The organism is Paraburkholderia hospita (assembly GCF_002902965.1).
Taxonomy (GTDB): Bacteria; Pseudomonadota; Gammaproteobacteria; order Burkholderiales; family Burkholderiaceae; genus Paraburkholderia; species Paraburkholderia hospita.
Genome location: NZ_CP026105.1, coordinates 2530171 through 2553857, shown reverse-complemented (window position 1 = coordinate 2553857; position 23687 = coordinate 2530171). Strand labels below are relative to the sequence as shown.

Annotated in this window: 21 protein-coding genes and 1 tRNA gene; 15 read left to right on the top strand and 7 right to left on the bottom strand. The window is 61.3% G+C overall.

From position 1 onward, the window contains the following. Window positions 1-25 precede the first annotated feature (25 nt). Window positions 26-1057 (bottom strand): glycosyltransferase family 4 protein, encoded by a 1032-nt coding sequence (locus C2L64_RS11560; protein ID WP_007588189.1) that lies wholly within the window; start codon window positions 1055-1057, stop codon window positions 26-28. Window positions 1058-1092: 35 nt separating this feature from the next. Next, on the bottom strand, window positions 1093-2034 hold the full coding sequence (locus C2L64_RS11555) for a UDP-2,3-diacylglucosamine diphosphatase (RefSeq protein WP_007588188.1): 942 nt from the start codon (window positions 2032-2034) through the stop codon (window positions 1093-1095). Window positions 2035-2180: 146 nt separating this feature from the next. Between C2L64_RS11555 and C2L64_RS11550 the strand changes: the two genes are divergently transcribed. Beyond that, entirely contained in the window at window positions 2181-2417 is a 237-nt protein-coding gene (locus tag C2L64_RS11550; protein ID WP_007588187.1) for a hypothetical protein, read from the top strand. A gap of 105 nt (window positions 2418-2522) precedes the next feature. Here C2L64_RS11550 and C2L64_RS11545 read toward each other — a convergent pair whose 3' ends face one another. The 4 genes from C2L64_RS11545 to C2L64_RS11530 are packed head-to-tail and all read right to left on the bottom strand — an operon-like array spanning window position 2523 to window position 4877. After that, window positions 2523-3056 (bottom strand): RDD family protein, encoded by a 534-nt coding sequence (locus C2L64_RS11545; protein WP_407671686.1) that lies wholly within the window; start codon window positions 3054-3056, stop codon window positions 2523-2525. A gap of 53 nt (window positions 3057-3109) precedes the next feature. Continuing rightward, window positions 3110-3871 carry a DUF3106 domain-containing protein gene (locus C2L64_RS11540; protein WP_007588185.1) on the bottom strand — a complete coding sequence of 254 codons (762 nt, stop codon included), beginning with the start codon at window positions 3869-3871 and terminating at the stop codon, window positions 3110-3112. A gap of 17 nt (window positions 3872-3888) precedes the next feature. After that, window positions 3889-4317 (bottom strand): DUF3619 family protein, encoded by a 429-nt coding sequence (locus C2L64_RS11535; protein WP_007588183.1) that lies wholly within the window; start codon window positions 4315-4317, stop codon window positions 3889-3891. After that, entirely contained in the window at window positions 4314-4877 is a 564-nt protein-coding gene (locus tag C2L64_RS11530) for an RNA polymerase sigma factor (protein ID WP_007588182.1), read from the bottom strand. Before C2L64_RS11530 ends, C2L64_RS11535 begins: the two co-directional genes overlap by 4 nt. A 420-nt stretch (window positions 4878-5297) precedes the next feature. On the opposite strand from C2L64_RS11530, the gene C2L64_RS11525 reads away from it, so the two are divergent. The 7 genes from C2L64_RS11525 to C2L64_RS11495 all read left to right on the top strand — a co-directional run bounded on the left by C2L64_RS11525 (window position 5298) and on the right by C2L64_RS11495 (window position 15925). Then, on the top strand, window positions 5298-7061 hold the full coding sequence (locus C2L64_RS11525) for an acetolactate synthase 3 catalytic subunit (protein ID WP_007588181.1): 1764 nt from the start codon (window positions 5298-5300) through the stop codon (window positions 7059-7061). Window positions 7062-7172: 111 nt separating this feature from the next. Then, window positions 7173-7664, top strand: a complete 492-nt coding sequence (ilvN, locus tag C2L64_RS11520; RefSeq protein ID WP_007588180.1) for an acetolactate synthase small subunit — start codon at window positions 7173-7175, stop codon at window positions 7662-7664. Between the two features lie 103 nt (window positions 7665-7767). Beyond that, complete coding sequence (ilvC, locus tag C2L64_RS11515; RefSeq protein WP_007588179.1) at window positions 7768-8784, top strand: ketol-acid reductoisomerase; 1017 nt, start codon at window positions 7768-7770, stop codon at window positions 8782-8784. Window positions 8785-9942: 1158 nt separating this feature from the next. Beyond that, on the top strand, window positions 9943-11643 hold the full coding sequence (gene ltrA / locus C2L64_RS11510; RefSeq protein WP_090838154.1) for a group II intron reverse transcriptase/maturase: 1701 nt from the start codon (window positions 9943-9945) through the stop codon (window positions 11641-11643). A gap of 117 nt (window positions 11644-11760) precedes the next feature. Continuing rightward, complete coding sequence (locus C2L64_RS11505) at window positions 11761-12399, top strand: phosphatidylserine decarboxylase (RefSeq protein ID WP_007588177.1); 639 nt, start codon at window positions 11761-11763, stop codon at window positions 12397-12399. 20 nt (window positions 12400-12419) lie between these two features. Then, the gene (gene pssA, locus C2L64_RS11500; RefSeq protein WP_007588176.1) at window positions 12420-13292 is read left to right on the top strand and encodes a CDP-diacylglycerol--serine O-phosphatidyltransferase; all 873 of its coding nucleotides are present in this window, start codon (window positions 12420-12422) and stop codon (window positions 13290-13292) included. Window positions 13293-14374: 1082 nt separating this feature from the next. Further along, complete coding sequence (locus C2L64_RS11495) at window positions 14375-15925, top strand: 2-isopropylmalate synthase (protein ID WP_007588175.1); 1551 nt, start codon at window positions 14375-14377, stop codon at window positions 15923-15925. Between the two features lie 130 nt (window positions 15926-16055). Here the strand turns inward: C2L64_RS11495 and C2L64_RS11490 are convergent, their stop codons facing one another. Then, complete coding sequence (locus tag C2L64_RS11490; protein ID WP_007588173.1) at window positions 16056-16580, bottom strand: hypothetical protein; 525 nt, start codon at window positions 16578-16580, stop codon at window positions 16056-16058. A 177-nt stretch (window positions 16581-16757) separates the two neighbouring features. On the opposite strand from C2L64_RS11490, the gene C2L64_RS11485 reads away from it, so the two are divergent. The 7 genes from C2L64_RS11485 to C2L64_RS11455 all read left to right on the top strand — a co-directional run bounded on the left by C2L64_RS11485 (window position 16758) and on the right by C2L64_RS11455 (window position 23681). Then, window positions 16758-18029, top strand: coding sequence for a branched-chain amino acid ABC transporter substrate-binding protein (locus C2L64_RS11485; protein ID WP_007588171.1), 1272 nt, complete (start codon window positions 16758-16760; stop codon window positions 18027-18029). A gap of 171 nt (window positions 18030-18200) precedes the next feature. Then, window positions 18201-18473: a 30S ribosomal protein S15 gene (rpsO, locus tag C2L64_RS11480; RefSeq protein WP_007588169.1), complete on the top strand. Its 273-nt coding sequence runs from the start codon at window positions 18201-18203 to the stop codon at window positions 18471-18473. Between the two features lie 316 nt (window positions 18474-18789). Further along, the gene (pnp, locus tag C2L64_RS11475; protein ID WP_007588168.1) at window positions 18790-20928 is read left to right on the top strand and encodes a polyribonucleotide nucleotidyltransferase; all 2139 of its coding nucleotides are present in this window, start codon (window positions 18790-18792) and stop codon (window positions 20926-20928) included. Window positions 20929-21055: 127 nt separating this feature from the next. Beyond that, window positions 21056-22072 carry an NAD(P)H-quinone oxidoreductase gene (locus C2L64_RS11470; protein WP_007588167.1) on the top strand — a complete coding sequence of 339 codons (1017 nt, stop codon included), beginning with the start codon at window positions 21056-21058 and terminating at the stop codon, window positions 22070-22072. Window positions 22073-22227: 155 nt separating this feature from the next. Continuing rightward, window positions 22228-23007: a triose-phosphate isomerase gene (gene tpiA / locus C2L64_RS11465; protein WP_007743894.1), complete on the top strand. Its 780-nt coding sequence runs from the start codon at window positions 22228-22230 to the stop codon at window positions 23005-23007. Window positions 23008-23094: 87 nt separating this feature from the next. Next, the gene (gene secG, locus C2L64_RS11460; protein ID WP_007588165.1) at window positions 23095-23484 is read left to right on the top strand and encodes a preprotein translocase subunit SecG; all 390 of its coding nucleotides are present in this window, start codon (window positions 23095-23097) and stop codon (window positions 23482-23484) included. A 112-nt stretch (window positions 23485-23596) separates the two neighbouring features. Continuing rightward, window positions 23597-23681 (top strand) — tRNA-Leu (locus C2L64_RS11455). Window positions 23682-23687: the final 6 nt, after the last annotated feature.

The following is a 23687-nucleotide window of genomic DNA, read 5'->3' as shown; positions in this document are numbered from 1 at the left end:
TGAGGGCGCTTGCGCGTCGGGCGGATCAGGCGGCGGCGCTTTCCTCGCGATAAGCGGGACGCGACAGCGGCTTCAGATGCGCAGCGAACTGCTCGGACGCAGCCGCCCACGAAAAACGTTCGGCCCACGCGCGCGCATCGTTGCGATCGATCTTCAGCGCCTGCAGGCACGCTTCGCGCAAGTCTTCGTGCATCGCGCCCGCGCCACCGTCGCCGAGCACATCGATCGGACCCGTCACGGGATACGCCGCAACAGGCGTGCCGCACGCAAGCGCTTCGAGCAGCACGAGACCGAACGTGTCGGTCCTGCTCGGGAACACGAACACGTCGGCGGCCGCGTAGACCTTCGCGAGCTCGGCCTGCGTCAGCACGCCGAGATAGTTGGCGGCCGGATAGCGCGACTTCAGTTCGGCAAGCGCTGGGCCTTCACCGCAGACCCACTTCGAGCCGGGCAGATCGAGCTTCAGGAACGCTTCGACATTCTTCTCGACGGCCACGCGCCCGACGTACAGAAAAATCGGCCGCGCGGTGTTCAGCACCTTCGATTCCATCTGCCGGAAGATGTCGAGATCGACGCCGCGTGTCCACAACACGACGTTCGTGAAGCCAAACTTTTCGAGGTCGGTCTTGACGACCGGCGTCGGCGCCATCACCGCAAGCGATGCCTTGTGAAACCAGTGCAGAAAGCGGTACGTCCACGCGACGGGAACGCCGAAGCGCGCCTCGACGTATTCGGGAAATCGCGTGTGATAGGCCGTCGTGAACGGCAGCTTGTGCTCGATCGCATACTTGCGCGCGGCCAGCCCGAGCGGGCCTTCCGTCGCGATATGCAGCGCGTCCGGCTGGAACTCGTCGATGCGCTGGCGCAAGTGGCGCCGCGGCATCAGCGACAGACGAATCTCCGGATACGTCGGGCACGGAATCGTCTTGAACTCGAGCGGCGTCAGCAGATCGACCTTGTGGCCGACCGCCATCAGTTCGCGCGTCGTGTTCTTCAGCGTGCGGACGACGCCGTTGACCTGCGGTTCCCACGCATCGGTGACGATCATGATCTTCATGCGATTGGCCCTCTCGTAGTGGTGGTGGTGTGCGGTCACGCCGTGGCGCGGGCCTTCGTTGCGTTCGCTTCAGGCGAGCGCATCACGGTCCAGTAGATGACCTTCAGCTCGCCTTCGTAGGTCTCGACGAGCGCCGACAGGCTCTCGACCCAGTCGCCATCGTTGCAATACAGCACGCCGTCGATCTCGCGGATCTCGGCCTTGTGAATGTGCCCGCACACGACGCCGTCGCACCCGCGGCGACGCGCTTCATCCGTCATCACGTTCTCGAACGCCGAGATGAAGTTCACCGCGTTCTTCACCTGATGCTTCAGGTACTGCGACAGCGACCAGTACTGGAAGCCGAGCTTGATGCGGATGCGGTTGAACCAGCGGTTCAGCACGAGGATCATCGTGTAGAGCGTGTCGCCGAGATACGCGAGCCACTTCGCGTGCTGGATCACGCCGTCGAACAGATCGCCGTGCACGATCCACAGGCGCTTGCCCTGCAGCGTCGTGTGGAACGCTTCGCCGCGCACGTGGATGTCGCCGAACGCGAGATCGCAGAACTGGCGCGCGCCTTCGTCGTGATTGCCGGGGATGTACACGACCTGGGTGCCCTTGCGCGCCTTGCGCAGGATCTTCTGCACGACGTCGTTGTGCGCCTGCGGCCAGTACCAGCCTTTCTTCAGCTGCCAGCCGTCGATGATGTCGCCGACGAGGTACAGGTACTCCGATTCGTTGTGGCGCAGGAAGTCGAGCAGATAGTTCGCCTGGCAGCCGCCGGAACCGAGATGGATGTCGGAGAGCCAGATGGTGCGATAGCGGTGCGAATTCTCATGACCGTCGTCGTGGTCGCTTTCGGAAGGTGTTGGCGTCACCGGCAGATGCGCAAGCGGCGGCAGGCCAACTGAGGGGGTGCGGGGGCCGAAAGCGACGGGATCGACGCTCGGGCCATTCTGGCGGAAGAGGGAAGTCGCGGACGTGTTGTTGTCCATGGCTCACGCGTCGAGTTTCAGTACCCGCATTGCGCCATTACTGCATGACGGAGCCGTGACATTCACGAGAAGTTCTTATTACGAATCGGAAATTGTCTGCTCGATGCGACGTTGCGATCAATGGGTTCGTGATCACGTGAGGGCGGATGCCGTCGATCATCGTGGCGCTCGCGGTGATGGTTTGCGTGATGGGCGCCGCGCGGCTCGTCGCCGGGCTGGATACGGCCGGGCGGCTATTCGATCTACAGAGGCGGGAGCGCCACCACCGATATCGAGACTCTGTGCGCGTTGCCGTTTGGTGTTTTGGTGTTTTGGCGTTTGCGCTGGCATCCGCGCTTTGCCTTCGTGCTTCAAGCGTCGCCTCTGTGCGGGGCGACGCTTGACCGGCAAACACCATAGCGCGGATGCCAGCGCAAACCCAAGCAAACCAAACGGCGAAGCAGCAAACACCACATCGACAGCAAAAAAACCGCCGCAGGCAAAAAAGCTCACCGCGATATCGAAACGACTTTAGTCCCCGCCAGCCGATCATGCAGAAACTGCCGTCTCACGCCGACCCAGCCGACGGCCGCATATAAAAGGAACCACACGAGAGCGACAATCAGCGTCTGCGGCACAGCGAGACCAAGAAGCGGATGCACCGCCAGCGGCGGCAAAAACCACAACCACGCAAGCACATACCGCAACACCGCGCGCAGCACGGAAACACGCCCGCCATCCCTGGCGCCCACCACCCGTAATCGCCAGGTCTTCATCGGCAGCGTCTGCCCACCGTGTGTCCAGAACCAGACGAAATACACCCCGACCACCAGCCCCACCCAGGCCGCGAGCCAGTTGTGATGAGTTAGCCCATTGCGCTGCTGCGTAAGCGTGCTGAACAGATACCCCGCGAGGAACACCACGCCAAACAGCAGCACACCTTCGTACATCAGCGCGGCAAGCCGCCGGCGCACAGTCGGCATCGACGGTTCTACGGATTCGGGTGGGAGTGGCACGGCTGCGGAGTCGACGGAAGTGGACACTGGCTGGGCCTCGGTTGCCGTTGATGAGCCCGCGACGCAGGCTCGCGGAGGGATTATGAGCCGTTGAAGATGGACGGCGCGTCGGAAGGCGAGACGGGTGTCGGCGTCGCCGGCACGAAGCTGCCGGTGGCGGGAATGGCGGGCGCGCCAGGCGAGGGCGCCGCGACTCCGGCGGAAGCGCCTGCCGTCGCCGGCGACACAGGTACGCTCGCGAGCTTGTCCTTGCCGTTCACGAGCCGGTTGATGTCCTTGATCTCGGACTTGCCCGAAGGCGGCGCGCTGACGACCGTCGGCCGGCGCTTGCGCTCGCTAGCGGCGAGCTTTTGCTTCTGCTCTTCAGGCAGCTGCTGGTATGCCTTCCACGCGTTCTGGCGCGCCTCACGCGGCAGTTCTTTCGAAACCTGATAGTTTTCTCGCGCGACACGCCGTTGCTCAGGCGTCATGCGCACCCACTCCGCCATGCGCTCGTGCAGCACTTTTTGCGCTTCTGGCGTCATCTTCGGATAACGCGACGCAATTTTCAGCCATTTGCGCTTGCGCTCCTCGCTGAAGGCGTCCCATTGCACTGCAAACGGCGCGAGCGCGACGTGTTCGGCGTTGGAGAGCTTCGACCACGCGAGCGGACTGGTCGAGATGGGCAAGCCCGGCAGATCGACCGTCAACGCCGGGGCGGCCGCCTTCGCGGGTGCACCACCGCTGGCGGGCGCCGCGACGGGCGTGGGCGTCGGGTAGAAGCGCGGATAGGTGGCGGCGAATGACACCAGGGCTGCAATCACGCATCCGGACACAACGGCAAGGCCGCGCTTGTAACTCACCCGTCAACTCTCCCCGGTCAGTGGTTACGCGTCAGGTACGCGTTGAACCCGTGATCGAGATAGGCATTGAGCGGCAGGTCGTCGCTCAGCATGGCGGCATCGATATCGGCGAGCTCGGCCGTGCGCTGATGGTCTTCCCACCACGCGATGCCCGCGAGTCCGATGACGAGCGCGAGCACCGGCCAGGCGAGCGCGAGCTTGCGCAGGCGCGGCAGACGGCGCGACGGTTCCGGTTGCGGCATGTGGGCAAGCGTCCCCGCGCCGACGAACACGGGCGCAAAAGCGGGCGCGTGCACGGCTTCGGGCTTCTTGCGAGCGAGTGCGGCGCGGCGCGCGGCGGCGAGCCGGTCGGTCGTAGCGGGCGGAATGCGGGCAGCGTTTTCGTCGAGCGCGCGCCGAAGCTGCAGCGCAAACTCGAGTTCTTTTGTTTCGGGAGCGGAGCTCATAGCGTGATTCCTTTGGCCCTGAGCGCTTGCGCCAGCGTGTGCGTGGCTCGCGAGCAGTGCGTTTTCACACTGCCTTCCGAGCAGCCCATCGCGGCGGCAGTCTCAGCGACATCCATATCTTCCCAGTAACGCATCAGAAACGCCTCCCGTTGACGAGCCGGCAACTTTTGGATTTCGTCGTCGATCAACTGCAGGACCTGTTCGCGTTCGAGCCGCTGCTCGCTGCTTTCCACACCCGTCGAGCCGTCCTGGCTTTCGAACGTCTCCAGCGGGTCGAAGTCTTCATCGTCGGCATTGCCCAGCGACGAGAACAGGGTCACCCAGGTATTGCGCACCTTCTGCCGACGGAAATAGTCGTGCATCGCATTCTGGAGAATACGCTGAAACAAAAGCGGTAGCTCAGCGGGAGGACGGTCGCCGTATTTTTCGGCGAGCTTGATCATCGCGTCCTGCACGATGTCTAGCGACGCGTCATCGTCCCGCACGGCGTAGACGGTCTGCTTGAACGCGCGCCTTTCGACGCCCGCCAGAAAATCGGCGAGTTCCTTGTCTGATGCCATCCGTTGGGGGTCGGCGCAGCGAGTGTGCGCGGAATCGGTCGAAAAATGTCGTAAAACTCGCGGATGCTAACAAACTTTCGCCCGAGCCGGGGAAAAACGCGGCAGGCTTTTGCCTTGAATCGAACTTCGGCCGCGAAATATGCCGTTCCATGCAAGACGTCCGAAAGGCGCGCGTAACGCGTATGTAAAACGGTCAGAAGTGGACGACGAAACCGGGTTTGCCGTCAATCATGGAAATATTTGCTTGACCATCGGACTTATCGTAGATATCGTCTACGGTTCGCAACATAAGTGACTTGTCTCATTTGAGGTTGGCCCAAGAAGCCTTCCTGTCAAACTGGACGCGCCGCTTGAACCCGAGCCACAAGCCCGGCAGAGAGCACCCGATCAATTTTTTGCCGAAAATTCGAAAGGTGAACGATGAATATGCCCAGCGCGGAATTCTCCACGTCGGATACCACTCCACATCACGAAGCTGACTCTATCGGCGCCACCGTGCTCATGAAGGCACTGGCCGACGAAGACGTCGAATTCGTCTGGGGCTATCCCGGCGGCTCGGTACTCTACATCTACGACGAGCTTTACAAGCAGGACAAATTCCAGCACGTCCTCGTGCGCCACGAGCAGGCCGCGGTTCACGCCGCCGACGCCTACGCGCGCTCGACCGGCAAGGTCGGCGTCTGTCTCGTGACCTCCGGCCCCGGCGTCACCAACGCGGTGACGGGCATCGCGACGGCCTATATGGACTCGATCCCGATGGTGATCATCAGCGGCCAGGTGCCGACTGCTGCGATCGGGCAGGATGCGTTCCAGGAGTGCGATACCGTCGGCATCACGCGTCCCTGCGTGAAGCACAACTTCCTCGTGAAGGACGTGCGCGATCTCGCCGCCACCGTCAAGAAAGCTTTCTATATCGCCCGTACCGGTCGTCCCGGCCCGGTGCTGATCGACATTCCGAAAGACGTGTCGAAGGCGCCTTGCCAGTACGAACCGCTCAAAAGCGTGTCGCTGCGCTCGTACAACCCCGTCACGAAGGGTCACTCGGGTCAGATCCGCAAGGCCGTCGCGCTGCTGCTGTCGGCCAGGCGTCCGTATATCTACACGGGCGGCGGCATCATCCTCGCGGATGCGTCGCGCGAACTGAACCAGTTCGCCGATCTGCTCGGCTACCCCGTCACGAACACGCTGATGGGTCTTGGCGGCTACCGCGCGTCGGACAAGAAATTCCTCGGCATGCTCGGCATGCACGGCACGTACGAAGCCAACATGGCGATGCAGCACTGCGACGTGCTGATCGCAATCGGCGCGCGTTTCGACGACCGCGTGATCGGCGACCCGGCGCACTTCTCGTCGCGTCCGCGCAAGATCATTCACATCGACATCGACCCTTCGTCGATTTCGAAGCGCGTGAAGGTCGACATTCCGATCGTCGGCGACGTGAAGGAAGTACTGAAGGAACTGATCGAGCAACTGCAGACGGCCGAGCATGGTCCGGACACCGCGGCGCTTGCCGACTGGTGGAAGGAAATCGAAGAGTGGCGCTCGAAAGACTGCCTCAAGTTCGACCGCAAGAGCGAGATCATCAAGCCGCAATACGTGGTGGAAAAGGCGTGGGAACTGACGGACGGCAATGCCTTCGTGTGTTCCGACGTCGGCCAGCACCAGATGTGGGCGGCGCAGTTCTATCGCTTCAACAAGCCGCGCCGCTGGATCAACTCCGGCGGTCTCGGCACGATGGGCTTCGGCCTGCCCGCGGCGATGGGCGTCAAGATGGCGCACCCGGATGACGACGTGCTCTGTATCACGGGCGAAGGCTCGATCCAGATGTGCATCCAGGAACTGTCCACCTGCAAGCAGTACGACACGCCCATCAAGATCATTTCGCTCAACAACCGCTATCTGGGCATGGTGCGCCAGTGGCAGCAGATCGAATACAGCAAGCGCTATTCGCATTCGTACATGGATGCGCTGCCCGACTTCGTGAAGCTCGCCGAAGCGTACGGCCACGTTGGTATGCGGATCGAAAAGACCGCTGACGTGGAACCGGCGTTGAAGGAAGCACTGCGCCTGAAAGATCGCACGGTGTTTCTCGACTTCCAGACTGATCCGACCGAAAACGTCTGGCCGATGGTCCAGGCCGGCAAGGGCATCACGGAGATGCTCCTCGGATCGGAAGATCTATAACGAGCGCTTTCCTGCGCCGGCTCCGTCATGCACATCTCCACAAAAGGTGAGCGCGGACGGAGCGGTGTGGAACGCACGCATCGCATACATCGATATCTGGAAGAAGCGAACATGAGACACATTATTTCCGTTCTGCTGGAAAACGAACCGGGCGCGCTGTCGCGCGTGGTTGGCCTGTTTTCCGCACGCGGCTACAACATCGAAACCTTGACGGTGGCGCCGACCGAAGACCGTTCGCTGTCGCGCATGACCATCGTTTCCATTGGCTCGGACGACGTGATCGAACAGATCACGAAGCATCTGAACCGCCTGATCGAGGTGGTGAAAGTGGTCGACCTGACAGAGGGCGCCCATATCGAGCGCGAGCTGATGCTGATCAAGGTTAGGGCGGTCGGCAAGGAACGTGAGGAGATGAAGCGGATGTCGGATATTTTCCGCGGCCGCATCATCGACGTCACCGAAAAGACCTACACGATCGAACTGACGGGCGCGAGCGAGAAGCTCGACGCGTTCATCGAAGGGCTCGACGCCACCGCGATTCTCGAAACGGTCCGCACGGGCGGTTCCGGCATCGGACGCGGCGAGCGTATCCTGAAGGTTTAACGGCCAGGCAACATCGGTTCGATCCGCGCCGGGCGTTGCGTCAAGCGCCCGGCCCAAGCACTACACACGCAACATTTTTTCTGAATTTCGCCAAGGAACAGACATGAAAGTTTTCTACGACAAGGACGCCGACCTCTCCCTCATCAAAGGCAAGCAGGTCACCATCATCGGTTATGGCTCGCAAGGCCATGCGCACGCGCTGAACCTGAAGGAAAGCGGCGTGAACGTCACGGTCGGTCTGCGCAAGGGCGGCGCATCGTGGAGCAAGGCTGAGAACGCGGGCCTCACGGTGAAGGAAGTGGCTGAAGCCGTGAAGGGCGCCGACGTCGTAATGATGTTGCTGCCCGACGAGCAGATCGCCGAGGTCTACGCGAAGGAAGTGCACGGCAACGCCAAGCAGGGCGCAGCGCTCGCGTTCGCACACGGTTTCAACGTGCATTACGGCCAGGTGATCCCGCGCGCGGATCTGGACGTCATCATGATCGCGCCGAAGGCCCCGGGCCACACGGTGCGCGGCACGTACTCGCAAGGTGGCGGCGTTCCGCACCTGATCGCAGTCGCGCAAGACAAGTCGGGCGCAGCACGCGACATCGCGCTGTCGTACGCAGCGGCGAACGGCGGCGGCCGTGCCGGCATCATCGAAACCAACTTCCGCGAAGAAACGGAAACCGACCTGTTCGGCGAACAGGCCGTGCTGTGCGGCGGTACGGTCGACCTGATCAAGGCGGGTTTCGAAACGCTGGTCGAAGCGGGCTACGCGCCGGAAATGGCGTACTTCGAGTGCCTGCACGAACTGAAGCTGATCGTCGACCTGATCTACGAAGGCGGCATCGCGAACATGAACTACTCGATCTCGAACAACGCCGAATACGGCGAGTACGTGACGGGCCCGCGCATCATCACGGATGAAACGAAGAAGGTGATGAAGGAAGTCCTGAAGGATATCCAGACGGGCGAGTACGCGAAGAGCTTCATCATCGAAAACCGCGCTGGCGCGCCTACGCTGCAATCGCGTCGCCGTATCACGGCTGAGCACCAGATCGAGCAGGTGGGCTCGAAGCTGCGCGCGATGATGCCGTGGATCGCGAAGAACAAGCTGGTCGATCAGTCGAAGAACTAATCTGCCCGTTTTTCTTGCTCCGGCGCACGAAATGCGCCGGAAGCGTCAAAAAGCCGTCCAGGTGTGCTGAACCCTGGACGGCTTTTGCTATCCTACGGTTTTACGTGCGACACGCACGCTCGTGTCCGTGAGCCTCGCGTTATGAGGCATCGACTAGAGGGTTATCGCTCGGAACTTCGGTTTCGAGTGCCATGCCCTCCGCAGGCGGCCCCCTTGTGGGTCGCGCCCTTGTAGAAGTAGGGGTGGCCTTGGCCATTCCCTTGATGAAGCGAACCTCGGCGCTGCATGGTCGGGGAACGCATTGCAATGATCTGGTTACCGCCAGATCCCGCCCAGTCAGCGGCTTCACCTCCGCTGACAAAGCGGAGTGTTGTTTGCAATTTCACCGCCCTAGGAAGGTGAATTCGCTACGCGATACGAGCGAAAAGCTCGGTGTGTCATTGTTCGGCCTCGCCGGCAGCTTGGCGAGTGAAGTGAACCTGCTGTACGACCAGCAGTAGCCTAGGAGGACATGCGTCACTGGCAACGGTGAGGTGTGAAGCTTCTCTGACAATGTAGTCCCCGACGTTCAGGGCGGGGTGACGGTCGTGAGACCGTCCCTCGGAGACTCCCAGCAGCACTGGGGTTGAGACGCTAGGCTGGCTGATACGGTTAACGGAAGTGAACTGCTGATAAACCTCGTAAGTAGGACGGTGCCAAAGCTGCTGATAGGCATCAACCAAAAGGTGTGCGGTCGGATAACCCGCTGTAAATTCGGGTTACGTCGTCATTGGACCGCTGGGGAATAGGCAGAACCTAAGTCAGTCGTGTGACATGCCGGGAACGTGGTAAGCCTGTATGGTTGCCGGCCGTAGTTTGGCTGGCAGGCGAACCGTGAGGGACGCTGTTAATTGTGCAGGTATGGGATGACGGAAAAAGCGAAGGCCGGTCTGTAATGGATCGGATAGGGGTTGCGACATTACCTCACGCGAAAGCGGGCAGACTTCCGTCTGGTCTACCGTCGCAAGATGGCTGACTAGCCCTTTAGCTGGAAAAGTGATTGCTGATGGCGTCCTTGCCATTAGCGTAAGTCTTTAACCCCCGCGCGGGAGCAGATCGCTCCCGCAAGGGGCGATCTGTTCTCCGCTCGGGCCTCACTTCTTCGAGTAGGAGAGCAGCATGAAAGTATCTGTCCGAAAGGATGGATCTGCGCTTTCCCACGCACCAGACAACTGGCACGCCGTAGATTGGCGTCGGGTTGAACGGAACGTGAGAGGGATGCAGATTCGAATTGCGAAGGCGACGCGGGACAACGACTGGCGCAGGGTGAAGGCCCTGCAACGGATGTTGACCCGCACGTTGTCCGCGAAGCTGTACGCGGTGCGACGTGTTACGCAGAACCAGGGTGCGCGAACGGCGGGAGTCGATCGCGAGCTATGGGATTCGCCTGAAGGCCGGTGGAACGCCATCGGCAGGTTGAAACGGCGCGGATATAAGCCCCTGCCTCTACGGAGAGTCTTTATCCCCAAGGCCAACGGGAAGGAACGCCCTCTGGGCATTCCGACCATGCGGGACAGGGCGATGCAAGCCTTGTATCTGTTGGCTCTGGAGCCGGTGTCGGAATCGACGAGCGACCCGAACTCCTATGGGTTCAGGTTGAACCGTTCGACGGCTGACGCCATGTCGCAGATTTTCGTTGCCATGTCCCAAAAGGGCTCAGCTCGTTGGGTGCTGGAAGCGGATATTAGGGGCTGTTTTGACCACATCAACCATGATTGGTTGGAGAGCCATGTCCCCATGGACACGGAAATCCTCCGGAAGTGGTTGAAGGCTGGCCTGATTTACAAAGGGCAGCTACAGGCGACTGAAGCCGGTACGCCGCAGGGAGGGATCATCTCCCCGACGCTGGCGAATGTGACGTTGAATGGGTTGGAGCGGCAACTGGTCGCGCACCTTGGTGCGAAGCTCGGGGTCGCGAAGGCTAAGAAGTTGAAGGTTAATGTGGTGCGGTACGCGGACGACTTCGTGATCACCGGTGACTCGAAAGAGATACTGGAACAAGAGGTCCGACCTTGGGTGGAGGCATTCCTGGCTGTTCGCGGGCTGCAACTCTCTGAGGAGAAAACGCGGATTACACACATCGACGCAGGCTTCGATTTCCTTGGGTGGAACTTCCGGAAGTACTCGGGAACTCTGCTCATCAAGCCGAGCAAGAAGAATGCGCAAGCGTTCTACCGCAAGGTGGCGGAAACGATCAACGGCAACAAGACGGTTAAGCACGAGAATCTGATTCGACTGCTGAACCCGATGCTACGGGGATGGGCGCAGTATCACAGCCCCGTGGTCGCCAAAGAGGCGTACAGCCGCATGGAGTCTCTGATTTTCCGGAGGCTTTGGCGGTGGTCGAAGAGGCGGCATCCGAACAAGAGCGCCGACTGGGTGAGAAGGAAATATTTTCACTCGGAAGGTAGCCGGCATTGGGTGTTCGCCGTTCCGATAGTTCGTGAAGATGGAAACAAGGGTTTGCTTGAGTTGTACCAGCTCAGCGGTACTGACATCAGGCGACACAGGAAGGTCAAAGGGGAATTTAATCCCTTTGACCCAGAGTGGGAGCAGTACGGCGAGCAGTTGCGGGAGGCACGCATGGAGCACTCGATGCGGCACCGACGGCAATGGGTCTCGTTGTACATGTCGCAGGGCGGGTTATGTGCGCACTGTGGCTGTGCCCTGACACGGGAGACCGGTTGGCATGACCATCATCTGGAATATCGGATGCATGGTGGGTCAGACGCTCTCTCAAACAGGGTCTTGCTTCACCCGGACTGTCACCGGCAGGTGCACGCAGGTAAAATTGTAGTAACTAAGCCGGCCCGGTTCTAAGACCGGGCTTTGTTTGTAGATTTGAGCCGTATGCGGGGAAACTCGCACGTACGGTTCTCAGGGGGCTCCTCTTCCGCGAGGAAGGGGGGCTACCCTCCAAAAAGACTGAACCCATTTATGAATTACCCTCATCCGATCATCGCGCGCGAAGGCTGGCCGTTCATTGCCATCGCGGCCGTCGTTGCGTTGTTGATCCACTTCATCGCAGGGTTCGGCATTGCCTGGATTTTCTGGCTGTTGCTCATCTTCGTCGTGCAGTTCTTCCGCGACCCGGCGCGTCCCATCCCGACGCAGGCCAACGCGGTGCTGTGCCCGGCCGACGGCCGCATCGTCGCTGTCGAAACCGCGCACGATCCGTACGCGAACCGTGAAGCGCTGAAGATCAGCGTGTTCATGAACGTGTTCAACGTGCACTCGCAGCGCTCGCCCGTCGATGGCGCAATCTCGAAGGTCGAATATTTTCCGGGCGCGTACCTGAACGCCGCTGTCGACAAAGCGTCGACGGAGAATGAGCGCAACGCGGTCGTGATCGAAACGGCGAGCGGCGCGACGGTGACGTCGGTGCAGATCGCGGGCCTGATCGCGCGGCGCATTCTCTGCTACGTCAGGGCAGGCGAGCCGCTTACGCGCGGCCAGCGCTACGGCTTCATCCGTTTCGGTTCGCGCGTCGACGTGTATCTGCCCGTGGGCAGCCGCCCGCGTGTGTCGATCGGCGAGAAGGTTTCGGCTTCGTCCACGGTTCTGGCTGAACTATAAAGCGGCACAGGGAGGGTTCGATGGCCGCATTCAAACCGCGTCGTCCTCGTAGCAGCGGTGCGCCGCAGCCGCGACCGTTCAGGCGCAACAAGCCGTCCGCCGTCACGGAATCCGTGATCGACAGCCGGCGCGCCGCGCGACAGCAGTTTCTGCGCAAGCGCGGGATTTATCTGCTGCCTAACGCATTCACGACGGCGGCGCTTTTCTGCGGGTTCTTCGCCGTCGTGCAGGCGATGAACGTGCGTTTCGAAGTCGCTGCGATTGCGATTTTTGTCGCGATGGTGCTCGATGGCATGGATGGGCGTGTTGCGCGTATGACGCATACGCAGAGCGCTTTTGGGGAGCAGTTCGACAGTCTGTCGGACATGGTGTCGTTTGGCGTTGCGCCGGCGCTTGTGATGTATGAGTGGATTCTGAAGGATCTCGGGCGCTGGGGCTGGCTCGCGGCGTTTGTTTATTGCTCGGGCGCGGCGCTTCGGCTGGCGCGGTTCAATACGAATATTGGTGTCGTTGATAAGCGGTTCTTTCAGGGTATGCCGAGCCCGGCTGCGGCTGCGTTGATCGCCGGTTTTGTCTGGCTTGCTACCGATAATCGCGTGCCTTTGAAGCTGGTCTGGCTGCCGTGGGTTGCTTTTGCTTTGACTATCTACGCTGGCGTGACCATGGTGTCGAATGCGCCGTTTTATAGTGGTAAGGCGCTGGATGTGCGGCATCGCGTGCCGTTTGCGGCGATTTTGCTTGTGGTGGTTGCGTTTGTGCTGGTTTCGTCGGATCCGCCTTTGATGCTGTTTGGGCTGTTTGTGCTTTATGGCCTGTCGGGGTATGTGTTTTGGGCGTATCGCGTGGTAAGGGGGATGGGGAATCCGGCTCGTTCCTCGCAGCGGCCGGGTTAAGGTTTTTTGGGTTGTCTGCGACGCTGGGGTGGTTTGCTTGTGCTTTTCGCTGGCATCCGCGCTATGCCTTCGTGCTTCAAGCGTCGCCCCTGTGCGGGGCGGCACCTACTTTTCTTTGCCGCCGCAAAGAAAAGTAGGCAAAAGAAAGCGGCTAACACCGCCAACATTTCTTCTTGCCTGAGGGCCCCCAACCGGTCCCACGCTTCACACGGCAACTTGCTTGTTCGCGTTCGTTGCCAACGCTCTAATCCAGCGCATCACCCACTTCACGCGTCCGCGTCGCAACACGCCGTGCCAGATATTCCACTGCCGCCCAGGTGGCAAACTGTGTGTAGGCCGTAGCGCTACACACGCCTCACTTCGGACCAATAGCGCACGCGCTCCACCATGTAAGAGCGCCAAGCTATACGACGCGACAACCTACACACAGTTTGCCACCTGGGCGGCAGAAACCATTCGCTGCCGCTAGCCCTTGTGCGGGTGTGTGAAGTGGGTGAGGCGTGTATTCAAAGCGTTGGCAACGAACGCGAACAAAGACGTTGCCGTGTGAAGTGTGGGACCGGTTGAGGGCCCTCAGGCAAACACAAGAATTAGCGGTGTTAGCCGCTTTCTTTTGCCTACTTTTCTTTGCGGCGGCAAAGAAAAGTAGGTGCCGCCCCGCACAGGGGCAACGCGTGAAGCACGAAGACGTAACGCGGACGCCAGCACAAAGACCAAAACACCAAACAAAACCGCCCGCGCCGCGAAGGCGCCAACCCGAATACCAGCGCAAAGCCACCTCAACCAAACCGCCCGCGCAGCAAAAACCCAAAACCAAACCAAAAAGCCCGACCCGCAGGGCCCCCAATTGCACGTTTCCGGCATTGCCGCTATAGTCTCTGGCATGGCACTTTCCAAGTTCCCCTTCCTGTCTCTTCAAGCTGGCAAGCTACTACGCTCGCTAGCTCTAGCGCGCCTGCCGCGCTGATCGTTTTCGCCCTCCGTCTGCCTCGTTCGTTGTTTAGCGTCGTCTGCGGTGATGGCGCAAACACTCGAATTCCGTTTTCCAATTCAAATTGACCGAATCCCCCTGGAGACCCGAGATGGCAGACAAGCTCATCATTTTCGATACGACGTTGCGTGACGGCGAGCAATCGCCCGGTGCGTCGATGACGAAGGAAGAAAAGATCCGTATCGCGAAGCAGCTCGAACGGATGAAAGTCGACGTGATCGAAGCAGGCTTCGCCGCCAGCTCGAACGGCGACTTCGATGCGATCCACACGATCGCCGGCATGATCAAGGACAGCACGATCTGCTCGCTCGCGCGTGCGAACGACAAGGACATCCAGCGCGCCGCCGACGCGCTGAAGCCCGCCGATCACTTCCGCATCCACACGTTCATCGCGACGTCGCCGCTGCACATGGAAAAGAAGCTGCGCATGACGCCCGATCAGGTGTTCGAGCAGGCGAAGCTGGCCGTGCGTTTCGCGCGCAAGTTCACGAACGACGTGGAGTTCTCGCCGGAAGACGGCAGCCGCTCGGATATGGACTTCCTGTGCCGCGTGCTCGAAGCCGTGATCGCGGAAGGCGCGACGACCATCAATATCGCCGATACCGTCGGCTACGGTGTGCCGGAACTGTACGGCCAGCTCGTGAAGACGCTGCGCGAACGCATTCCGAACTCGGACAAGGCCGTGTTCTCGGTGCACTGCCATAACGACCTCGGCATGGCCGTCGCGAATTCGCTGGCAGGCGTGCAGATCGGCGGTGCACGTCAGGTGGAGTGCACGGTCAACGGGCTCGGCGAGCGCGCTGGCAACACGTCGCTCGAAGAAATCGTGATGGCGGTGCGCACGCGCAAGGATTATTTCGGTCTCGATCTCGGCATCGACACGACGCAGATCGTGCCGGCATCGAAGCTCGTATCGCAGATCACGGGTTTCGTCGTGCAGCCGAACAAGGCGGTAGTCGGCGCGAACGCGTTTGCGCACGCGTCGGGCATCCACCAGGACGGCGTGCTGAAGGCGCGCGACACCTACGAAATCATGCGCGCGGAAGACGTGGGCTGGACCGCGAACAAGATCGTGCTCGGCAAGCTGTCGGGCCGTAACGCGTTCAAGCAGCGTCTGCAGGAACTGGGCATCTCGCTGGACAGCGAAACCGAACTGAACCTCGCGTTCCAGCGCTTCAAGGAACTCGCGGATCGCAAGTCCGAAATCTTCGACGAGGACATCATCGCGATCGTCACGGAAGAATCGGCTGAAGCGCAGGAGCGGGAGCATTACAAGTTCGTGTCGCTGTCGCAGCATTCGGAAACGGGCGAGCGTCCGCATGCGCGCATCGTGTTCTCGGTCGCGGGCAAGGAAGTGGTCGGCGAAGCGAACGGCAACGGTCCCGTCGACGCGACGCTGAACGCGATCGAAACGGAAGTGGGCAGCGGCTCGGAACTGCTGCTGTACTCGGTCAACGCCATTACGACGGGCACGCAGGCGCAAGGTGAAGTGACCGTGCGCCTGTCGAAGGCGGGACGTATCGTGAACGGCGTCGGCACGGATCCGGATATCGTCGCCGCATCGGCGAAGGCGTATATCTCGGCGCTGAACCGTCTGTATTCCGGATACGACAAGCTGAATCCGCAACGCTCGGAAATCTGATGCGGGTTGGCCGCATTCAATCGCAATGAGAAAACCCCGCTGCGGCGGGGTTTTTCTTTGTGCATGCGCGATGAAAAATCATGAAAAAGCCGCCTCGCAAGGCGGCTTTTCCGATTGACGCCGAAGCAACTCAGAACAAGCTACGGCGATCCGGATCGTGCAGCGGATCGGGCGTCTTTTGCGTCAGACGCAGGATGCCCTGATCGTCGAAATAGAAGCTGTACATCATGTACCAGACGTTGTCTTCCAGATAGCGATACGTCCACACTTCGCGCTTCATCAGCGGGAAATAGTTCGTTTCGACCGGGCGTCCGAAGTTGACGAGCACGTCGTCCCGCGTCCATGTGCCGATTTCCGCGCGATAGAACTCGTTCGGCTGCAGCACCTGGCGCACGTTCACGATCTTGCCCGACGCGTCGACGTCAGCGGCCGTGGTGGTTTCGCCCATCGGCTGTGTCGGCCACATCAGGCGCTTGCCGCCGTTGGGCAGGTCGTACACTTCGCGCGGCGGACCGAGGCGGGCGACGATCGTCGACTGATCCGCGCCCGCCTGATAGTTCTGCCAGGGCTGCGCGCAGCCGGCGAGCGTCACGGCGCACGCGAGAGCCGCTAGCGCGCCGCGCGCCGGGCGCACGAATGAAAGGCGGTTGAACATGACACCTCCGGTGGTGTTCGATGAGTGGTTGTTGTTCTAGGCTGATATTTTGACACGCGCCGCGTCAAAAGATTTTCGGGCATTCGCCCGCCGGGACGGGCCTTCGCGCGCTATTCGCTTGCTTGCGGCCCGCGCGCCGTCCTATGATCCGCGCTTCGATCGACAGATGAGACGCTGATGAAAGCAAAGTGGGCAAAGGCGATAGTGACGGCGATGACGCTGGCCGCGGCGACGATTCCTGCCGCCAATGTGCATGCGCAGGGCGCACCGATTCGCATTGCGATGATCGAAGGCATGTCCGGCCCGTTCGCGAACGCGGGCGCGGCTGTCGAGCGGAACCTGCGGTTCGGCGTTGAAACGGTCAACGCGCGCGGCGGCGTGAAACTGGCGGACGGCGTGCATCCGCTGGAGCTCGTCGTGCTGGACAGCAAGGGCAGCGCGGAAGAGGCGCTCGTGCAACTGCGCGCCGCCGCCGACAAACACATCGGTTTCATCACGCAAGGCAACAGTTCGGCCGTGGCTGCCGCCTTGCTCACGGCGATCGACAAGCAGAATACGCGCGAACCGGACAACCGCGAGCTGTTCCTCAACTATTCCGCCGACGACCCCGCGCTCACCAACGCGAACTGCAGCTTCTGGCATTTCCGCTTCGACGCGCACGCGGGCATGCGAATGGACGCGCTCGCCGATGTCATCCAGCGCGACAAGTCGGTGAAGAAGGTCTATCTGCTGAATCAGGACTACAGCTTCGGGCATGACGTGAGCACGCTGGCGCGCGCGGCGCTCGCATCCAAGCGGCCGGATGTCGCGGTGGTTGGCGACGAGTTTCATCCGATCGGACGCGTGAAAGATTTCGCGCCGTACATCGCGAAGATTCGCGCGAGCGGCGCGGACGCGGTGATCACGGGCAACTGGGGCAACGATCTGACGCTGCTTGTGAAGGCGGCGCGTGAGCAGGGCCTCGACACGAAGTTCTACACGTTCTACGGCAACAGTCTGGGTGCGCCGGCCGCGCTCGGCGACGCGGGCGTGAAGCGCGTGATCGCCGTGGCCGACTGGCATCCGAACGCGGGCGGCGCGGCGTCGGACGCGTGGTACGCGTCGTTCCGGCAGCGTTTCCCGGCCGCGCAGGACGATTATCCCGTGCTGCGCATGCCGCTGATGGTCGAGATGCTCGCGGCGGCGATGAGCCGTGCGGGCAGCGCGCAGCCGGAGAAGGTTGCGAAGGCGCTGGAAGGGATGAAGTACGACAATGGTTTTCACGCGTCGTGGATGCGCGCCGACGACCATCAGTTGATCCAGCCCCTTTACGTGATGGAAATGGACAAGGCAGGCACGCCGGGCGTCCATTTCGACAACGAAGGCTCGGGTTACGGCTTCAGAACGGTGCTGGCGCTGCCGCCCGAGCGTACGGTGCCACCCACGACATGCCGGATGAAGCGGCCCTGAGCGGCCCGTGAGCGTCCAGCCGTGGCGGGATTCGGGCCTGGCCAGAAGCACAGCCCGAAACGGCGGGGTTCGCCGGATGAACGGGCTGTGCTACAATACGCGACTCGTTTTGCTGTAACCCACGGCACGGCCTTTCTTCCGTGACCGCCTGTCGATTCAAAGGAAATCAACATGTCCGTAGCTGAAATCACCAAGAAATCCGACGTCGTCGCGCAATTCGCACGCGCTGCTAACGACACCGGATCGCCCGAAGTTCAGGTCGCTCTGCTGACCACGCGCATCAACGAACTGACGGTCCACTTCAAGGCCCACACGAAGGACCACCACAGCCGCCGCGGTCTGCTGCGCATGGTGAGCCGTCGTCGCAAGCTGCTCGACTACCTGAAGGGCAAGGACGCTGACCGTTACCGCGCTCTGATCGAGAAGTTGGGTCTGCGTAAGTAATCCGGCGCATCGGACTTTCTGTCAGCAAGATGCCTGTGTCAGTTCCGCTGATACAGGCATTTTGTTTTTCAACGGTGCGCTTCGTGTGAGGTTTGCCGTTGATACCACCCGTCAGGCGTGCCGGTTGCGCCGCGGGTAAAACGAAATAAAGCCGGGCTTCAGGGTAGGGCGCTGTGTCATTCCAGCGGTTCGCGTGCAAATCGATGCATCCACGTGATTCTCTGGAATGGCATAACACTCCTCTACCCGAAAGGTCCGGTCCTGACGGTGCCGCGCGCGGTTTTGCGCGGCATGACCAAAAGATCAAGGAGGACAAATGTCTCTGTTTAACAAGGTCGTCAAAGAATTCAAGTGGGGCCAGCAAACGGTCCGCATGGAAACGGGTGAAATCGCCCGCCAGGCGGGCGGTGCCGTGCTGGTCGACATCGAAGACACCGTCGTGCTCGCGACCGTCGTCGGCGCGAAGACGGCGAAGCCGGGCCAGGACTTCTTCCCGCTGACCGTCGATTACATCGAAAAGACCTACTCGGCAGGCAAGATCCCCGGCGGCTTCTTCCGCCGCGAAGGCCGTCCGTCGGAAGGCGAAACGCTGATTTCGCGTCTGATCGACCGTCCGCTGCGTCCGCTCTTCCCGGAAGGCTTCTACAACGAAGTGCAGGTCGTCATCCACGTGATGTCGATCAACCCGGAAGTCCCCGCCGACATCCCCGCGCTGATCGGCGCATCGGCGGCACTCGCCGTGTCGGGTCTGCCGTTCAACGGCCCGGTAGGTGCAGCGCGCGTTGCGTACATCAACAACGAGTACGTGCTGAACCCGACCCGCTCGCAAGTCAAGGAATCGAGCCTGGACCTCGTCGTCGCCGGTACGGAGCGCGCGGTGCTGATGGTCGAATCCGAAGCGGATCAACTGCCGGAAGACGTGATGCTGGGCGCCGTCGTGTTCGGTCACGAGCAGATGCAAACGGCTATCGACGCGATCCACGAACTGGTCCGTGAAGGCGGCAAGCCCGAGTGGGACTGGCAAGCCGCGCCGAAGAACGAAGCGCTGATCTCGCGCGTCAACGAAATCGCGGGCAACGAACTGCTGTCGGCATATCAGACGCGCGACAAGCAGGCTCGCTCGACGAAGCTGAAGGCCGTCTACGCAGCCACGCAAGCCAAGCTCGAAGAAGAAGCCGCGGCAGCGGGCACGGTGGCAGCCGACAAGGCATCCGTCGGCAACGTGCTGTTCGACATCGAAGCGAAGATCGTCCGTTCGCAGATCCTGAACGGCGAGCCGCGTATCGATGGCCGTGACACGCGCACGGTTCGTCCGATCGAAATCCGCACGGGCGTCCTGCCGCGCACCCACGGTTCGGCACTCTTCACGCGTGGCGAAACGCAGGCGCTGGTCGTTGCGACGCTCGGCACGAAGGGTGACGAGCAGATCATCGACGCGCTCGAAGGTGAGTACCGCGAGCGCTTCATGCTCCACTACAACATGCCGCCGTTCGCGACGGGCGAAACGGGCCGCGTCGGCTCGCCGAAGCGCCGCGAAATCGGCCACGGCCGTCTGGCGAAGCGCGCGCTGGTTGCGTGCCTGCCGAGCGCAGAAGAATTCGGCTACTCGATCCGTGTCGTGTCGGAAATCACGGAATCGAACGGTTCGTCGTCGATGGCTTCGGTGTGCGGCGGCTGCCTCGCGCTGATGGACGCCGGCGTGCCGATGAAGGCGCACGTCGCCGGCATCGCGATGGGCCTGATCCTCGAGGGCAACAAGTTCGCCGTGCTGACCGACATCCTCGGCGACGAAGATCACCTCGGCGACATGGACTTCAAGGTGGCGGGCACGGAAGCTGGCGTGACGGCACTGCAGATGGACATCAAGATCCAGGGCATCACGAAGGAAATCATGCAGGTCGCGCTCGCGCAAGCGAAGGAAGGCCGCATGCATATCCTCAGCAAGATGACCTCGGCTGTCTCCGGTGCGAACACGGAACTGTCCGACTACGCGCCGCGCATGATCACCATCAAGATCAATCCGGAAAAGATCCGCGACGTGATCGGCAAGGGTGGTTCGGTGATCCGCGCGCTGACGGAAGAAACGGGCACGACGATCGACATTTCGGATGACGGCGTCGTCACGATCGCGAGCACGAGCAGCGAAGGCATGGCCGACGCGAAGAAGCGCATCGAGAACATCACGGCGGAAGTCGAAGTCGGCCAGGTCTACGAAGGCACGATTCTCAAGCTGCTGGACTTCGGCGCGATCGTCAACCTGCTGCCGGGCAAGGATGGTCTGCTGCACATCTCCGAAATCGCCAACGAGCGTATCAAGGACATCAACGACTACCTGAAGGAAGGCCAGCAAGTGAAGGTCAAGGTCATCCAGACGGACGAGAAGGGTCGTGTGCGTCTGTCGGCGAAGGCGCTCCTGAACGAAGCAGCACAAACGGAGCCGACGCCGCAGCAGTAACGCGGTGAAAGTGGGAACGGCCGGTAGCGCAACTGCGCGCCGGCCGTTTTTCATGTAGGGTGGATTGCAGTGCGAACGGGTTTGCACGGCCGGTTTGCAGCGCAATCCAGACCTGGGAGAGACGACGATGAACGCAATCGAAATCACCGAATTCGGTGCGCCGGAAGTCTTGAAGCTCGCCGAGCGGCCGATGCCCGAACCGAAAGCGGGTGAAGTGCTGATCAAGGTGTCCGCGTCGGGCGTGAATCGCCCGGACGTGTTCCAGCGCAAGGGCGGCTATGCACCGCCGCCGGGCGCATCGGACCTGCCGGGGCTGGAAGTGGCGGGCGAAATCGTCGGCGGAAACATCGACGAGAAGCGCAATCCGTTCGGTCTGAAGATCGGCGACCGCGTGTGCGCGCTGATGGCGGGCGGCGGGTATGCGGAATATGCGAGCGTACCGTTGCTGCAATGTCTGCCCGTGCCGAAGGGCTTCTCCGATATCGAAGCGGCTGCGTTGCCGGAGACATTCTTCACGGTCTGGAGCAATGTTTTTGACCGTGCGATGCTCGGCAGAGGCGAGGGCGGCGAGAACGAAACGTTTCTGGTGCAGGGTGGTTCGAGCGGCATCGGCGTGACGGCGATCCAGATTGCGCACGCGCTCGGCTTTCGCGTGTTCGCGACGGCCGGCACCGACGAGAAGTGCCGCGCATGTGAGGAAATCGGCGCCGAGCGGGCGATCAACTACAAGACGGAAGATTTCGTCGAGGTGATCAAGTCGCTCACGAACGACCGCGGCGTCGACGTGATCCTCGACATGGTGGCGGGCAGCTACGTGCCGCGCGAACTGAAGGCGCTCGCCGACGGCGGCCGTCTCGCCATCATCGCGCTGCTGGGCGGCGCGAAGGCGGAAGTGAATCTGAATGATATTCTGCGCCGCCGGCTCACGGTTACGGGGTCGACGCTGCGTCCGCGGCCCGTCGAGTTCAAGGCGAAGATCGCGGCGCAACTGAAAGAGCGCGTATGGCCGCATCTCGAAGACGGCACGATCAAGCCGGTGATCTTCAAGGTGTTCCCCGCCGCCGAGGCTGCGCAGGCGCATGAGCTGATGGAGAGCAGCACGCACGTCGGCAAGATCGTGTTGAATTGGGGCGCGGGTGCTTGACAGCGGTCGTTTAATTGAGTTTGACCCAGTCTGTCAGCACACAGTAAAATCGCGTGTTTTGCGCGTTCTGCATGGTTTTTGCATGCGGAGCGGGTACCGAGCGCCGACGAAGCGGACGCGTTCATCACCCGTACCACGATAAAACGAGCGAGACGATGGCGAAACAACGAGCAAAACTGGTAGTCGGTAACTGGAAGATGCACGGCCGGCTGGCCGATAACCGTGTGCTGCTGCAGGCGGTATCGCGCGGCGCCGAAGATCTTCCGGACGATGTGCGAGTCGGCGTGTGCGTGCCGTGCCCGTATCTGGCGCAGGCGCAAACGCTGCTCGAAAGCGGCCGCGTCGCGTGGGGTGTGCAGGATATCTCCGCGCACACGCAAGGCGCGTTTACCGGCGAGGTCGCGGCTGAAATGGCTGCCGAGTTTGGCGCGTCGTACGCGATCGTCGGGCATTCGGAGCGTCGTGCGTATCATCGCGAAAGCGCTGAGATCGTCGCTGTGAAGACGCAGCGTGCGCTCGAAGCAGGTTTGACGCCGATCGTCTGCGTCGGCGAAACGCTTGAAGAGCGCGAGGGTGGCAAGACCGAGCAGATCGTCGGTGAGCAACTGGATGCGGTGCTCGTGAAGCTGTCGGTGGAAGAGGCGGCTCGGCTCGTGGTCGCGTATGAGCCTGTGTGGGCAATTGGCACTGGCAAGAGCGCGACGGCGCAGCAGGCGCAGGACGTTCACGCGTTCCTGCGCGCGCGTCTCGTAGCAAAGGGCGGCGATGCCGCCGACGTGCCGCTGCTGTATGGCGGCAGCGTGAAGCCGGAGAACGCGGAAGACCTGTTCAGCCAGCTGGATATCGATGGCGGCCTGATTGGTGGTGCGTCGTTGAAGGACAAGGATTTCCTGGCAATCTGCACGGCAGCTGTCGCGGCAACGGCCGCGCGCTGAGCATCAAGGCAGAGTGCCCGGGCGAGGATGACCCATTGCGTGCAGCATGTCGTGCTGTGCGGTTAAATAAAGACTCAGGTGAGTGTGATGCTGTATTTGAAAACGTTGATCATTGTCGTGCAGTTGCTGTCGGCGCTTGGCGTCATCGGCCTCGTGCTCCTGCAACACGGCAAGGGTGCCGATATGGGCGCGGCTTTTGGTAGTGGCGCATCGGGCAGTCTCTTCGGCGCGACAGGCTCTGCTAATTTTCTGTCACGTACCACTGCGATACTGGCAGCTGTGTTCTTCGTCACCACGTTGACACTGACGTACCTCGGTGCTTATCGCGCGACGCCTTCGGCGGGCGTGTTGGGCGGCGTGCCGGCAACGGCACCTGTTGCGACATCGGCCGCTGCTGGTGCGTCGGCACCCGTCAATGCATCGGCTGCAATTGCTGCGTCTGCAGCTTCTGCGCCAGGTCAGGACGTGCCGAAATAAATTTTCCGGAAAAACACGTTTGTGCGTTGAACAAACTGTTTGACCGGGTTACAATTCAAGTCTTGAAGCGATTCGCGGGTTTTACAAGTTGTTTTCCCGGATTGCAGACAGTGCCGACGTGGTGAAATTGGTAGACACGCTATCTTGAGGGGGTAGTGGCGAAAGCTGTGCGAGTTCGAGTCTCGCCGTCGGCACCAATGTTA